The 14,130-nt window shown below is 63.7% G+C and carries 13 protein-coding genes; 6 read left to right on the forward strand and 7 right to left on the reverse strand.

Going from position 1 to position 14,130, the window contains the following annotated elements; genetic code table 11:
- Positions 1–168 precede the first annotated feature (168 nt).
- Positions 169–1,599 (forward strand): NAD-dependent succinate-semialdehyde dehydrogenase, encoded by a 1,431-nt coding sequence (locus L981_RS23600; protein WP_043621837.1) that lies wholly within the window; start codon positions 169–171, stop codon positions 1,597–1,599.
- A 76-nt stretch (positions 1,600–1,675) separates the two neighbouring features.
- On the opposite strand, the gene L981_RS23605 is transcribed toward L981_RS23600, so the two are convergent.
- A complete protein-coding gene (locus L981_RS23605; protein WP_043621962.1) occupies positions 1,676–2,581 on the reverse strand; it encodes a LysR family transcriptional regulator in 906 nt (301 codons plus the stop codon).
- 140 nt (positions 2,582–2,721) lie between these two features.
- Between L981_RS23605 and L981_RS23610 the strand changes: the two genes are divergently transcribed.
- The 3 genes from L981_RS23610 to L981_RS23620 are packed head-to-tail and all read left to right on the forward strand — an operon-like array spanning position 2,722 to position 5,077.
- Positions 2,722–3,678, forward strand: a complete 957-nt coding sequence (locus tag L981_RS23610; protein ID WP_043621840.1) for a dihydrodipicolinate synthase family protein — start codon at positions 2,722–2,724, stop codon at positions 3,676–3,678.
- A 21-nt stretch (positions 3,679–3,699) separates the two neighbouring features.
- Positions 3,700–4,242, forward strand: coding sequence for a 3-hydroxyanthranilate 3,4-dioxygenase (locus L981_RS23615; protein WP_043621843.1), 543 nt, complete (start codon positions 3,700–3,702; stop codon positions 4,240–4,242).
- A 28-nt stretch (positions 4,243–4,270) separates the two neighbouring features.
- Positions 4,271–5,077 carry an aspartate dehydrogenase gene (locus tag L981_RS23620; protein WP_043621846.1) on the forward strand — a complete coding sequence of 269 codons (807 nt, stop codon included), beginning with the start codon at positions 4,271–4,273 and terminating at the stop codon, positions 5,075–5,077.
- Positions 5,078–5,246: 169 nt separating this feature from the next.
- Here the strand turns inward: L981_RS23620 and L981_RS23625 are convergent, their stop codons facing one another.
- From L981_RS23625 to L981_RS23650, 6 genes are read right to left on the reverse strand one after another with little or no spacing between them, the layout of a single operon-like run.
- Entirely contained in the window at positions 5,247–6,344 is a 1,098-nt protein-coding gene (locus L981_RS23625) for an amino acid ABC transporter permease (protein WP_052201982.1), read from the reverse strand.
- Positions 6,341–7,534, reverse strand: a complete 1,194-nt coding sequence (locus tag L981_RS23630) for an ABC transporter permease subunit (protein WP_052201983.1) — start codon at positions 7,532–7,534, stop codon at positions 6,341–6,343. Before L981_RS23630 ends, L981_RS23625 begins: the two co-directional genes overlap by 4 nt.
- Before the next feature lie 8 nt (positions 7,535–7,542).
- A complete protein-coding gene (locus L981_RS35220) occupies positions 7,543–8,052 on the reverse strand; it encodes a protein-tyrosine phosphatase family protein (RefSeq protein WP_052201984.1) in 510 nt (169 codons plus the stop codon).
- On the reverse strand, positions 8,049–8,669 hold the full coding sequence (locus tag L981_RS33415) for a GntR family transcriptional regulator (RefSeq protein ID WP_156134210.1): 621 nt from the start codon (positions 8,667–8,669) through the stop codon (positions 8,049–8,051). The genes L981_RS35220 and L981_RS33415 overlap by 4 nt, the downstream gene beginning before the upstream one ends.
- A complete protein-coding gene (locus tag L981_RS23645) occupies positions 8,666–9,247 on the reverse strand; it encodes a hypothetical protein (protein ID WP_043621850.1) in 582 nt (193 codons plus the stop codon). The genes L981_RS33415 and L981_RS23645 overlap by 4 nt, the downstream gene beginning before the upstream one ends.
- Before the next feature lie 29 nt (positions 9,248–9,276).
- A complete protein-coding gene (locus tag L981_RS23650) occupies positions 9,277–10,320 on the reverse strand; it encodes a transporter substrate-binding domain-containing protein (RefSeq protein WP_043621853.1) in 1,044 nt (347 codons plus the stop codon).
- Positions 10,321–10,742: 422 nt separating this feature from the next.
- On the opposite strand from L981_RS23650, the gene L981_RS23655 reads away from it, so the two are divergent.
- Together L981_RS23655 and L981_RS23660 are read left to right on the forward strand one after the other, a co-directional pair.
- A complete protein-coding gene (locus tag L981_RS23655; RefSeq protein WP_043621855.1) occupies positions 10,743–11,450 on the forward strand; it encodes a DUF542 domain-containing protein in 708 nt (235 codons plus the stop codon).
- A gap of 335 nt (positions 11,451–11,785) precedes the next feature.
- On the forward strand, positions 11,786–13,942 hold the full coding sequence (locus L981_RS23660; protein WP_052201986.1) for a NosR/NirI family protein: 2,157 nt from the start codon (positions 11,786–11,788) through the stop codon (positions 13,940–13,942).
- The last annotated feature ends 188 nt before the right edge of the window (positions 13,943–14,130 follow it).

Here is a 14,130-nt window from a genome sequence, read left to right on the forward strand (position 1 = left end):
GCTTTCCCTGCCGGGAAGGCGCTTTTTGCGTTTGGAGCTCTCTCGAGACTTATCACATCTCGATATCAATTCATTCAACCTATGTGGATTGTTATATTAGACCGCTGATTGCATCCATTACCGGACAGGAAGGCGCAGCCTCTGAAGGAATGGCGAAAAGGCAATCTCATGGCTCAGGATACGCATGCTCAGCTTTATATCGGCGGCAAGTGGAGGGCGACCTCCGAGACGCTCGCCGTCATCAACCCCGCCAATGAGGATGTCATCGGCAAGGTAGCGGTCGCCCGCGAGACGGATCTCGCCGATGCGATGGACGCCGCCTGGCAAGGCTTTCAGCTCTGGAGCCGGACATCGCCGGCTGCCCGGGCGGCAATCATTCTGAAGGCCGCCCAGCTGCTTCGCGACCGTTCCGAAGAGATCGCCCGCTCGATCACGCTCGAAAACGGCAAGCCGCTTTCCGAGGCACGGTCCGAGGTCATTCGCGGTTGCGAGTTCTTCGAATGGGACGCCGGCGAATGCGTGCGCCTCTACGGCCGGGTCATCCCGAGCGCGCCGGGCATTCGCTACATCGTGCTCAATGAACCGATCGGCCCGGTCGCGGCCTTTTCGCCCTGGAACTTCCCGATGAGCCAGCCCGCCCGCAAGATCGGCGGGGCGCTTGCCGCTGGCTGTTCGATCATCATGAAGGCGTCCGAAGAGACACCGACGGGCGTCGTGCACATCGCCCGGGCGTTCCACGATGCCGGTTTGCCGGCGGGCGTGCTCAACCTCGTCTTCGGACATCCCGCCGAGATCTCGGAATATCTTATCCCGCAGGACAGGATCCGCATGGTCGCTTTCACGGGATCGACCGCCGTCGGCAAGCACCTGACGACGCTCGCGTCACAGGTCATGAAGCCGGCGTTGATGGAGCTTGGCGGTCATGCGCCGGTCATCGTCTGCGAGGATGCCGATCCCGTTGCGGCCGGTGTCGCCTGCGCCACGCGAAAGTACCGCAACTCCGGCCAGGTCTGCACCTCGCCGACACGCTTCTTCGTGCATGAGGCGCTCTACGAGCGCTTCACGGCAGCCTTCGTGGAGAAGGCGCGGTCGATCAAGGTCGGCGACGGCCTCGATGCATCGACCCAGATGGGGCCGGTTGCCAATGACCGGCGCATCGCCGCCCTGCAGGAACTCGTGGACGATGCGCGCGCAAAGGGTGCGCGCATCCTGTGCGGTGGCGGGCGCCTGGAAGGCAAGGGCTACTTCTTCGCACCGACCGCGATCGCCGAGTTGCCCGACGATGCCCGCGCGCTTTCCGAAGAGCCTTTCGGCCCGCTGGCGTTGATCAATCCGGTGTCCTCGGTGGACGAGGCGCTGGCCAAGGCGAACGCGCTTCCCTTTGGTCTTGCGGCCTACGGTTTTACGAACTCGACGGCCAATGTGGATCGCCTCATGCAGGGCATCGAGGCCGGCAACCTGTCGATCAACACCTTGGAGGCCTCGGTCGCCGAAACGCCCTTCGGCGGCGTCAAGGAAAGCGGCCTTGGCCGCGAGGGCGGTGCGGAAGGCCTGCATCACTACACCGTGGTGAAGAACGTTTCCCTGCGCGTCGCCTAACGACCTTCGCACAGTTGCACCTGTGACAAGCTGAGGCTGAAACCGTCGTTGCACGGTTTCAGCCTCAGGCGTTTCGTCAGCCGACGATCGGGATCATGTCACGCAGCACTTTGCGCAGCATGGTGCGGACCGCGAGCGTCGCGGGGGACGGTGTGCGCTCACGCGCGGTGATGATGGCAACGTCACGGGCGATCGACGGCTCGACCAATGGCCGCGCGGAAATCTTCCGGCCATTGAGACCGGTAAAGGCATAGGTGGGGAGGATAGCAAGGCCAGCCTCGCGCTCGACCAGCGACAGGGCCGTGTTGATCTGGTGGACTTCCAGGGAAGGGCGCAGCGGCACGCCGGCGCTCTCGAAGCCGACCTCGGTCAAAAGGCGGATGTTGCTTTCGCGCGTCAGCGTGATGATCGGCTGGTCGGCGAGCGCGGACCATGCCACTTCGGCCTTGGCGCAGACAGCGTGGCCTTCGGGCGCGAAAACCATCAACTGATCGCGCAGCACGCGTTGGATCTCGAGCCCGTCTTCGTCGCTGGCAAAGGTGCCGACACCGAGATCGCAAAGGCCGCTGCGCACTCTGGGGGCGATCAGATCGGTCACCACATCCTCGATCCTGAGCTTCAGGTTCGGGTGGGTCGACGCGACCTCCTGCAGCAGCCGCGGCAGGACGGTTGCGCCAAGAAAGGGCGGTGCGGCGATGCGCACAAGACCGGTCCTGAGCTGCCCGAGATCGCGCACCGCATCGACGGCACGCTCGATTTCCGAAAGCCCGGGCAAGGCGCCGGCGGCAAAGACACGTCCGGCTTCGGTCAGTTCGACGCGCCGGGTCGTGCGGTCGAACAGTCGGGCGCCGAGCAGCGCTTCGAGGTCGCGGATGGCATGCGAGATGCCGGCCTGGCTGGTGTGCAGCCGCTCGGCGGCACGGGAGAAATTGCCGAGTTCGACCACGGCCTGAAAACACTTGATCTGGCGCAGATTGAGCATCGAGTCATCCATACTGATTTCAGCATGAATATATACGGACTATGCGTCTTAATGAATAAAAATTTCCTGCGCTAAATGGCGACAACCAAGACCGGAGCGGCCTTCACGCGCCGCCGGACCGACATGCGACAGGGAGCGTCATGAAATACCAGCGTAAAGATGCAAAGGCCCATTCCCGCGCCACGATGCGCGGCATCTGGGCGGCGGCGAACACGCCGTTCACGGCCGATGGCGCCATCGACGAAGAGGGCTACCGCCGCAATGTCGAGCATTGGATTTCCGATCTCGGTATCGACGGCCTCTTCATTGCCGGCAAGCAGGGCGAGTTCTTCTCCATGTCGGTCGACGAGCGTAAGCGCATGTTCGATCTCTCCGTGGAGGCGACGGGCGGTAGAGCGCAGACGATCATGTCCTGCTCCGACCAGAACATGGATGTGGTGATTGATCTTGCCCGTCATGCGCAGGCCTGCGGCGCCGATTACATCGTCGTGCATGCGCCGATCCTGCATTTCTTCAAGCAACAGGATGAAACGCTGCTGCGCTACTATGAGACCATCGCCTCCAAGGTGGATATCGGCATGGCGCTCTGGTCGCATCCCGACAGCGGCTATCTGATGAGCCCGGAGCTGTGCAACCGGCTTGCCGACATCGAGACGGTGGTGGCGATCAAGTATTCCGTGCCGCGCGCGATGTACAAGGCGCTGACGGCGCTTGCCGGGGACCGCATTCTCGTCTCGACCGCTTCGGAAGAGGAATGGCTGGATAACGTGCTGGAGCTCGGCTGGCAGCTTTATCTCTGCTCGTCGCCGCCCTACACGCTCCAGACCAAGGCCGACCGGCGCATGGCCGAGTACACGGCACTCGCCTTCGCCGGAAAGGCCGAGGAGGCCCGCGCCGTCAGCGCGAGCCTGCAAGGGGTGCGTGACGCCTTCCGCAAGTCCAAGCCCGCGGAAAAGCCGCATGCGCACCAGAAGTACTGGCAGGAACTGCTTGGCCAGGTGGGTGGCGCCGTCCGCCGGCCGCTGCTGGAACTGACGGATGAGGAAAAGAGACTGACCAGAGCCGCCTTCGAGGAATGCGGCCTGAAACTGCGCTGAACGGGACAGGGAGGAATATCGATGACGAAGCTCAAGGCGTTCAATCTGCAAAAGTGGATCGACGAGCACAAGCACCTTTTGAAGCCGCCGGTCGGCAACCAGCAGATCTGGAAAGATGCCGACCTCATGGTGACGATTGTCGGCGGCCCCAACAAGCGCACCGACTATCACGACGATCCCGTCGAGGAGTTCTTCTATCAGCTCAAGGGCGACATGGTGCTGAAGCTCTATGACGGCAAGGAATTCTACGATGTGCCGATCCGGGAGGGCGACATCTTCCTGCTGCCGCCGCATGTGCGCCATTCGCCGCAGCGGCCGATGGAGGGATCGATCGGTCTGGTGATCGAGCCGACGCGGCCTGAAGGCCTGCTCGACGCCGTCGAATGGTACTGCTTCGAATGCACGGAGCTGGTGCACCGCGCGGAGGTAGACCTCGAATCCATCGTCGACGACCTGCCGCCGATCTACCAGGCCTTCTATGCCGACGAAAAGCTGCGCACATGCCCGAAATGCGGGAGCGTGCACCCCGGCAAGACCCCGCCCGAGGGCTGGGTGACGCTCTGAACCGGCAGCAAACCAGCAAAGGACTGTCATGTCGAAAGTCGAAGCCATCTGCCTCATAGGCTGGGGCGCCATCGGTCAACGGGTGGCAGAACTTCTCAAGGCGCGCGGCGCGAATGCCCGGATCGTCGGGATCGCCGTGCGCGATCCCGGTGAAGTCGCAGCGACCATGCCGGAGGGGGCGGTCCATGTTGCCGGTCCCGAAGCGTTGGCGGCGACCGGCGCGACGTTGGTCGTCGAGGCGGCGAGCCGCGAAAGCGTCAAGCCCTTCGCCTGGGCGGCGTTGGCGGCGGGCATCGATTTCGCTGTGTCCTCGACCTCGGCCCTGGTGGATGCTGCCGTGCTCGACGAACTCGTGGAACTCGCCCGGCAGAACGGTTGCCAGCTCATCGTTCCGCCGGGCGCGCTCGGCGGCATCGATGCTCTCTCGGCGGCCTCGCGGCTGGGTCTGGACAGCGTGGAGCACACCATCACCAAGCCCGCGCGGGCTTGGTTCGGGACGCCGGCCGAGGCGCTCTGTCGCCTTGGCGACCTTCAGGAGGCGGAAGCCTTCTTCGTAGGATCGGCCGCGGAAGCCGCGACCGCCTTTCCGCAAAATGCCAATGTGGCGGCGACCACCTCCCTTGCCGGCATCGGCATGGAACAGACGCGCGTGCAGCTCGTCGCCGATCCCAAGGCCGTGGAAAATACGCACAGCATTGTCGCCCGCGGCGCCTTCGGCACGCTCGAAATCCGCCTCCAGAACCGTCCGCTTGCAACCAATCCGAAATCCTCGGAGATGACGGCACTGAACCTCGTTCGCCTGATTGAGAACAGGACAAGTCCACTTGTCCTTTAATTGGTAGCTGCCGCTCGACTGCTTGGCCCTTGCCGTTCTGGATGGATCTTTCGTGCCGCCGGCAACGGCGCGCGGCTTGTTCTGTTGGCCCTAACCAAACCACTTTCGACATCGTCGTTGAAAGGCGTCGCGCGTGCGCGGTGCTTGAACGCCCAGACGTTGCTGGCCGTCAGTCGCTCCGACGCCGGGCATTTACGCTCTTGTTGGCAAGTCGTCGGCCGATCCAGGAGAGGTAGGAGCAGGAGATGAGGAACCAGACGCCAACGAAGACATAGGCCTCGAGTGCCTGGTTGCCCCAGGCAACGTCGCTGAAAGCCATGCGCGCGGTGGCGCTGAGATCGTGCAGGCCGAGGATCACGACGAGCGACGTGTCCTTGTAGGCGCCGATGGTGCTGTTGACGAGCGCGGGCATGGCCCGCTCGGTGGCCTGCGGCAGGAGCACGAGGCGGGCTGTCTGCCAAAAGCCGAGACCAAGCGAAGAGGCGGCCTCATGCTGGCCGGCCGGTAGAGCCATGAGGCCGCTTCGCACATCCTCGGCGAAATAGGCGGCATGGAAGAAGACGAGCGCAATCAGCACCGCCACGATCGGGTCGATGCTCGTGCCCTTGGGGAGCGTCAGCGGCAGCACGAAAACCCCGACGAACAGCAGCGTCACCATCGGCACGCCGCGCATGATCTCGACATAGGCGCCCGCGGCGCGGTGCAGCAGCCGATGGCGCGTCTGGTATCGGGCAAGCGCGAGCAGCACGCCGACCGGCAAGGCAAGGGCGAGCGCGATGGTGGAAAGGATGAGGAGGATCGGCAGGCCGTTCCAACGGGAGGCATCGACCGGAGCGAGACCGAGGGTGCCACCGCCCATCAGCGTGAAGGACGCGGCCATGCCCGCCAGCCAGAGCCCCGCGAAGAGCCTCATGTCCGGCCAGCGCCCGCTGACAGCCATCTGGCCGGTGGCGATGGAAAGGCCAAGAAGCAGCAGCGATGCGAGCATCGGCCGCCACTGTTCGTCGAACGGATAGGTGCCGAACAGGATGAAGCGGGATTTCTCCACCCAGAAGGGCCAGCAGGCGCCGAAAGCCTCGGCACAGGCGGCCGGATCGGCAAAGGGCGGTACGGCCGCCAGCACGAGCCAGTCGGCTATAACCCAAAGAATGGCGAGCACGAGGCCGCCGCTTGCAAGGGAGAGGAGGCTTGCGCCCGGTCGGGAAACCTGCCTCAGCAGCCAGGCGGAAAACCGGCTCGGGCCGATCGGTTGTGTCGCTCCGCTCATCGCGCGCCCCTTCCTTCCCGGGCGCGAATTCGGGCGCTCCAATGGTTCAGCACGCCGGTGAGCGCAAGGCAAAGCAGCAGGTATATCGACATGGTGATCAGCATCGTTTCGAGCGGCCGGAAGGTCTGGTTGATTGCGGTGCCAGCGACCGACATGAGATCTGAATAGCCGACGGCAATCGAGATCGAGGTGTTCTTCAGGAGATTGGCGAACTGGTTGTTGAGCGGTGGAACGACGGTGCGCAGCACCTGGGGCACGACGACGAGACGGGTGGTCTGGCCGCTCTTGAGGCCGAGCGCCGCTGCGGCTTCGATCTGGCCTTTGGGAATGGCCTCGATGCCGCCGCGCAGCACCTCGGCGATCTGCGCGCCGTGATAAAGGCCGAGTGCGACGGCCACCGTGCAGAACTGGATGGAAAGGGCGACGCCGCCTTCCACCGAAAATCCTTGAAGTGTCGGCCAGGTAAGCCCGAGCGGCGCGTCGAGCACGATGGCAAGCACCGCCGGGACGGCGAGGCATAGGGCCAGTGCGACCGTCAGAACGGGCAGGCGCCGGCCGGTGAGGGCCTGGCGGCGGGCGGCATGGCGTGCCCACAGCCAGATGAGCGCTGAGACGAGAAAGATGCTTGCGAAAAGCCAGAGCGAATTGCGCGGATCTTGCGAAAGCCAGGGCAGGTAGATTGCCCGGTTCGAGATCGTGAAGGGTCCAAGGACCAGCGCCTGCCGGATGGCGGGCAGACCGTTCACAGCGGCAACGAAAATGACCAGCAGGACCAGGATCTTCGGCAGGTTGCGGAAGAGTTCGACGTAAGCGAGCGCGAAGAGGCGCGCGACCGGCGACGCGCTGACGCTGAGAAGGCCGAGCAGCAGGCCGGCAAGCGATGCGATGACGAGGCTCGCGACGCCGACGACGATGGTGTTGGCAAGTCCGGCCAAGATGGCGCGCAGGTAGCTGTCATTCGCCCCATAGGGGATGAGTGTTTCGCTAAGGTCGAAACCGGCCTGCTGGGTGAGGAAGGCGAAGCCGGGCTGGATGCCGGCCGCGAGCATGTTGGAGTGGACGTTGAAGGCGACGACGGCAAAGGCGGCGAGGATCGCAAGGCCGACACCGATATCGGCGAGGGAAACGGCCGGCCTTGCCTTGGGCGGACCGTCCTGCGGGGCGTGAGGAATTTGCAGTTTCCGGTCCATGGGCGTGCTCAGGGATTGGTTTCGGCAGGCAGGGTAAAGCGGGCGACCAGCGCCTTCTGCGCCTCGGTCTCCGGCCCCGAGCCAGCGCTGGCGACAAGGGCGGTGGCCTGCGTCAGATCAAGGCCGAAAGCGCGCAGAATGCAGATGGCGAAGGTGCCGGTGCGGCCTATGCCGGCCGCGCAATGAACGAAGACCCGCTCGCCGGAGGCAAGCGCCTGCGCCGTCTCGCCAGCGAGGGCGAAGAGCCCGGCCTCGTCCGCGGGCACGCCGAAATCCGCGATCGGGAACCGCACGACGGCAATGTCCGTCCCTGCGGCAAGGCTTGCAGCATAGTCCGGTGCCTTTTCCTCGATCTCCGCAAGCGGGGTAAGGCTGACGATGCGGCTGATCTTCTGCGCGCGCAGATCGTCCATGTCGTCGGAAAACGGGCGCAGGCGGCCGGGCATAGGCCCGAGCCAGAGCGTGCCGGCAATGCCAGACGGCACCCGGAGGGCGCGCGGGAAATGTGTATTGGTCATGCGGTTTCCGCTGCGAGCTCCGAGAGAAGGTGGGTCGGCGTCTGCGCCGTTAAGACCGCAGTGACTGTCGTGCGCAGCGCTCTGAACGCTGTCTCGAGATCTTCGTGTGCGGCTTGCATGCGCCAGCGGATCACGCGCCAGTGCAGGGCCGCATGGGCTTCGGCGGCAATCGGATCGAGCACCAGGCCGGAGACGAGTTCGAGGATGCAGGCGCGGATGGTGAAGTAGCTTTCGACGGGCGCCTCGCCGGGGTTGGCGGCGAGCTCGCCGATGGTGGCGAGCTGGACCCGGGCGGGCATGGCGAAATTCGCCGCACAGCATCGCGTGCACAGGTTCAGCATGTCCGACAGCATGGTGAAATGCAGGTTGCGCTGGGCGGGATCGAGTGTGCTGACCACCGTGCCGACGCCCGAGCGCGTTTCGAGGAGATGCTCGAAGGAAAGCCGCTGCAGGACCTGGCGGATCGGGGTGCGGCTGACGCCGAACTCCTGCGCCAGCTTGCCTTCGTGTAGCATCATCGGCGTATCGGGGTGGGTCGTGCAGATGCGGAAGCGCAACTCCTGCAGCATGTCCTCCGAGCGGGGCGGACCGGATCTCGATGTTTGCGGCAAGCTCACGCTTTTCCCCTTCCTATGCTTTGGCGCGCGTCGGCGCGGCCGTTGTTCTGGTTGTATAGCCAGTCTTCCTGCAGCGGGCTTTCGACCGATTCGGGAAAGGTGAGGCGCACTGTCGACAGGGCCTCGTCGACTGAAAGGCCCCGCGCATTGAGAATATGCGCGGCGATCATACCGCTGCGTCCAGCACCATAGCTGCAGCACAGCGCAATCGCCCGGTTCGCGGCAAGCAGAGCGTAAACACGCCCCTCCAACCGCCGCCACGCCTTTATCCACGTTTGGCCGGGCGCGGAAAAATCGTCGATCGGCAAGGCCGCAAACGCCATGCCTGTCTGCTTGACATGCTTGCGCAGCAGGATGCGGTAGCCGGGCGGGCAGTCGCTGTCGCGCGCCAGAAACAAAAAGAGATCGGCTCCGCGGGCAGCAAGGGCGGCGAGCGTCTCGTCGATGCCCTCGGGGTCCACCCAGACCTCGCCGCGCGGACTGATCGTCAGGCCGGGTGCGCCGAGGGTTACGAGGCGTCCCCCGGCTGGGCAATCGACGGTGGCGCGGATGGATATGGGTCCGTCGATATCCGTCACGCCGCCGCTCCTCCTTCTGGCCGCTCTCCTCACCGTATCGGATAGGCGTACATCAGGCCACCATTGGTGGTCGAGGCGTTCTGGGTGCCATCGCGCTTGAGCTTGAAAGGCGTCGCGGGACCGAGATGGCGATCGTACACTTCACCGTAGGAGCCGACCTGCTTGATGACCTGGTAGGCCCAGTCGGCGGGAAGCTTCATCTTGGCGGCCATGTCGGCGGTTGCGCCGTCCTTGGCGAAAAGACGCTGCACGGCCTTCGGCTGCTTGTCGAGATCGGCGATGGCCGCATCGACATTGCTGGAATTGATGCCGAGTTCGTCGGCGTTCAGCATGACCTGGAAAGCCCAGCGCACGGCCTTTTCCAGCGTTTCATCCGGCTGGGTCACCAGCGTCAGCGGCTCGGCCGAGATGATCTCTGGCAGGAGTTCGTAGTCGTCGGGATCCTTGGCCAGGCGACGGTCGGCGGCAAGCGCCGTCATGTCGGAGGCGTAGGCGTCGCACTTGCCGGCGAAGAAGGCCTGCAAGCGTGCGGTCTTGTCGGCGATGTTCTCGACCTTGTAGGTGAGCCCTTGGGCGGCGAACCAGTCGGCGATGTTGAGCAGTGTCGTCGAGCCGTCCTCGGCGCAGATCGTTGCGCCCTTCAACTCCATTGCTGATTTCACGCCCAGCGCCTTCGGCACCATGAAGCCCTGGCCGTCATAAAATGTGGTCGCGACGAAGGCGAGGCCCGGGTCGGCAGAACGCGTGCCGGTTTCCGTGACCGAGCGGGAGGCCATGTGCGCCTGCCGCGAGACCAGGCTCTTCAACGAGTCGGAAAAGCCAATGCCGCGGATATCCGCCTTGCTCGCATCGCCGAGGATGGCGGCGGCCGCCATGCGGCAGAAGTCAGCGTTGAAACCCTGGAAGACGCCGGCGCTGTCGGGCACGGAGAAGCCCGGCGCACTGGGGCTGACCAGGCAGACGAGCTTGCCGCCAGAGACCACTTCATCAAAAACCGGACCAGCCTGAGCATGGGACGTGATTGCAAGACCGGCGGCGCAGGCAAGCGCTGCCGCGAGATAAGACCGAAGCATATTTTTCCCCTCCTTGAACAGGTAAAGACAGCTATGCCTGTATACATGTGTAACGTAAGAGTGGTTTTTCCTGCTGTCAACGGGGGCAGAGGGCGAGACGGTCGCATCGCGCAACAAGAAGGTCGACAAGTTCTATCGCTCGTCGAGGGCCAAGGCTCTACGGCCGCCTTTGGAACATGCTTTTCGGTTCTCGTGCTGGGCGTTTTCGTACCGGGCGCTTTCGCGCAGGCAATGGGCAGAGGCGCGCCGAACCAGTCACCACCGGCTGCAACTTGGCGCATGCGGCATTGGTCGGAAGAATTGGATCGCTCCGGAACGAAGTTGCGTTTCGACAAAGAACGATTGGAAAAACTGCGCCATCCTCTCCCTTCAGCAACGCATCGATTGCGGATCACGACCTTTTAGGCGCCAGGGAGAGCACATTGACCGAGTATACTTTGGACACCGCCGTTGGAACGATTGCGTGCGAGCTTCCCGGCGCCGCGGAACTCTTCAGGCAGGCCGGTATCGGATTTTGCTGTGGCGGCGACGTACCGCTTGAGCAAGCGGCTGCGGACGCCGGCGTAGGGGCCGCTGATCTGCTCGCCCGGCTTCAGGCGCTGGAGCTTGCTGCAAGACACGAAGCTCCGGATGCGACCGGCGACCTTATCGCGCATATTCTGGAGCGTTATCACCAGACGCACCGCACCGATCTGGAATGGCTGATCCCGCTTGCGCAAAAGGTGGAGCACGTCCACGGCGCCCATCGCTCCGTGCCACTCGGCCTGGCTGACGCGCTGGTCGAGCTCAAGGAGCACCTTCTTCCCCATATGGCGCGCGAAGAACTCGCGCTCTTTCCCATGATGCGCCATGAGCCCGATCCGGACATCGGGCATTTGATTGCCGGCATGCGGGACGATCATGCATGCGAAAGCCGGAGCCTCGCGGTGATCGAGCATTTGACCCATGGATTTGCGCTTCCCGACGGGGCCTGCAGGTCCTGGACGGCGCTCTATGTCGGGGTTCAAAAATTCTGCGACGATCTCGTCACGCATATGCATCTCGAAAACAGCGTTCTGTTTCCACGGTTCGCCGGCATCGATGCAGTCGATGGCGCCGCTCTCTCATCAGCAGCGCATTCCGCGGGGTGAGGCCCTGAAGGCATCGCTTTGCCCAACGGGAGGAGACGAAGTTAAAACCGAAGATCGCGCAACGGTTGTGGGTGACAGCCATCTGCCGACTTCCGGAAAATATCGCGGGACGGGCAGGCCATGGGCCGCCCTATCCGACTTCAAAGCTATCGTTGTCGCGCCGGTGGCTTGACGCGCGGTCGTTCCTGCAGATCCACCTGAGCATCACCATGTACGCGACAGGCAACAATCAAGGATTGCAATTAACGAAGCTGTCTTTGTTTGAGCTAGATCAAAGAACGTCCCGCGCCAAAGTTCCAATGCTCCGGCAACGATTTGCGGGAAAACACCCTGGAATGAAACTCTTCCGTCTTGTCCTTCTGTTCTGCCTCAGCCTTTGCGGCGCCGTATCCGCCAGTGCGGCATCGGTGCTGCAGGAGTTTTTGCCGACCACCACCGCTTCGGATCTTGTGCCGGGCGCAGACGGTTTCGGCGCCGTGCGTGATGATGTGGCGGTGGCCCCGGTGCTCAAGGGCGGCCAGACAGTGGCGTGGGTCTTTGTCACCTCGGATTTCGTCGGAACGACGGGCTATTCCGGCAAGCCCATCCATACGCTTGTCGCGGTGGACAAGGATGCGAAGATCGTCGGCGTCCGGCTGGTGAAACACTCCGAGCCCATCGTCCTCATCGGCATTCCGGACGCCAAGGTAAAGGCACTGGTTGCCGGATATGCTGGCCTCGATCTCGTCGCCGAGGCCAAATCCGGCGGTACGACCCATGAGGTGGATATCATCTCGGGCGCGACGGTGACGGTCATGGTGATCGACGATTCGATCGTGCGGTCCGGGCTTAAGGTCGCGCGCGCGCTCGGCCTTGGCGGACTGACGCCGGAAGCGGGCAACGCCGGCCCGCGCTTCGAGATCGATCCCGCGGCCGTCGCGCCGGCCGATTGGGTCGAGGCAGAGGGCGACGGTACGCTACGCCGCCTGTCTCTCGACGTTGCCCAGGTCAATGCTGCTTTCGCTGGCCATCCCGATGAACGCGCCCGCGAGCGCGCGATTGCGCAAGCGCCGGAAACGACGTTCATCGAGATGCAGGCGGCACTGGTCTCGGTCCCCGCGATCGGCAAGGCCCTTCTCGGGCCGGCCGAAGAGAAAAACCTTCAGTCCTGGCTCGGCGAAGGCGAGCACGCGATCGCCGTGATCGGACGCGGGCTCTATTCCTTCAAGGGATCAGGCTACGTGCGCGGCGGCATCTTCGATCGCATCGTGCTGATCCAGGACGATGTTTCCGTTCGTTTCCGCGATCGCGACCACCGTCGCCTGGGGGCAATCGCCCTTGCCGGTGCGCCGGAATACAACGAGATGGACCTGTTCCGTATCAAGGCAGGCCTCGGTTTCGATCCGACAAAACCATTCCGCATACAGCTTCTGGCGCACCGCGAGGTTGGACCGGTCGAAAAGGTCTTTCATACCTTCGATCTGGGGTATCAGCTGCCGCAGAAGTATCTGCATGCTGTCGCGCCGCCGGTGATGGAGGTTGCCGCCGTAGTCGATCGTGACGAGGGCACGGCACAGGCCGACCTGTGGAAACGCATCTGGGACGACTCGAAGCTGAAGATTGTCGTGCTCGGCGCGATGTTGGTCGTGCTGACGGGCGTGTTCTTCTTCCAGACCTATGCGGTCAGAAACGCGCGGGCGTTCTACATCTTCCGCATCATCTTCCTGACGGTGACGCTGGTCTTCCTCGGCTGGTACGCCAACGCGCAGCTTTCCGTCGTCAATCTGATGGCGCTCTTCGGGAGCCTCGTCAACGGCTTCAGCTGGCAGGCTTTCCTGCTCGACCCGCTGACCTTCATCCTGTGGTTTGCCGTTGCTGCAGCGCTCCTGTTCTGGGGACGGGGAGCCTATTGCGGTTGGCTCTGCCCCTTCGGCGCCCTGCAGGAGCTGACCAACCAGATCGCGCGCAAGCTGCGCATCCCGCAATGGACCTTGCCCTGGGGCCTGCACGAGCGGCTCTGGCCGATCAAATACATGATCTTCCTCGGCCTTTTCGGGGTCTCGCTGATGAGCGTCGAGCAGGCGGAACATCTGGCCGAGATCGAGCCGTTCAAGACAGCGATCATCCTGAAGTTCATCCGCGCCTGGCCTTTCGTGGCCTATGCAGTCGCACTTCTTGTCGCCGGGCTCTTCGTCGAGCGGTTCTATTGCCGCTATCTCTGCCCGCTCGGTGCAGCACTCGCGATCCCTGCGCGCATACGCATGTTCGACTGGCTCAAGCGCTACCATGAATGCGGGAACCCCTGCCAGACCTGCGCCCACCAATGTCCGGTGCAGGCGATCCACCGGACCGGCGAGATCAACCCGAACGAGTGCATCAACTGCCTGCACTGCCAGGTGCTCTACCAGTCGGAAACCGTCTGCCCCGTCGTGATCAAGAAGATGAAGTCGCGGGCGAAGCTTGCGGCAAGCCCGGGCGGCGTGCCGACCCATCAACCCGCAGCCAAAGTTTAATCGAAGCCAAGGTTCAAGCAAAAAGGAACCAGATCATGGAAACAAAGGAACACAAGGGACTAAGCCGCCGAGCGCTGTTCAGCGCGACCGCAGGCAGCGCCATCCTGGCGGGCACGGTCGGGCCGGCCGCACTCAGCCTCGGCGCTGCAGGACTGGCGACGCCGGCCCGTGCCGCGACAGGCGCCGAC

The organism is Ensifer sp. ZNC0028 (assembly GCF_000799055.1).
GTDB lineage: Bacteria > Pseudomonadota > Alphaproteobacteria > Rhizobiales > Rhizobiaceae > Ensifer.

Coding starts and splice junctions, on each gene's coding strand:
- L981_RS23625 (WP_052201982.1), bottom strand. CDS start 6,344: ATGAGCGGAGCGACACAACCGATCGGCCCGAGCCGGTTTTCCGCCTGG.
- L981_RS35220 (WP_052201984.1), bottom strand. CDS start 8,052: ATGACCAATACACATTTCCCGCGCGCCCTCCGGGTGCCGTCTGGCATT.
- L981_RS23600 (WP_043621837.1), top strand. CDS start 169: ATGGCTCAGGATACGCATGCTCAGCTTTATATCGGCGGCAAGTGGAGG.
- L981_RS23620 (WP_043621846.1), top strand. CDS start 4,271: ATGTCGAAAGTCGAAGCCATCTGCCTCATAGGCTGGGGCGCCATCGGT.
- L981_RS23660 (WP_052201986.1), top strand. CDS start 11,786: ATGAAACTCTTCCGTCTTGTCCTTCTGTTCTGCCTCAGCCTTTGCGGC.
- L981_RS23630 (WP_052201983.1), bottom strand. CDS start 7,534: ATGGACCGGAAACTGCAAATTCCTCACGCCCCGCAGGACGGTCCGCCC.
- L981_RS23605 (WP_043621962.1), bottom strand. CDS start 2,581: ATGCTCAATCTGCGCCAGATCAAGTGTTTTCAGGCCGTGGTCGAACTC.
- L981_RS23650 (WP_043621853.1), bottom strand. CDS start 10,320: ATGCTTCGGTCTTATCTCGCGGCAGCGCTTGCCTGCGCCGCCGGTCTT.
- L981_RS23615 (WP_043621843.1), top strand. CDS start 3,700: ATGACGAAGCTCAAGGCGTTCAATCTGCAAAAGTGGATCGACGAGCAC.
- L981_RS23610 (WP_043621840.1), top strand. CDS start 2,722: ATGAAATACCAGCGTAAAGATGCAAAGGCCCATTCCCGCGCCACGATG.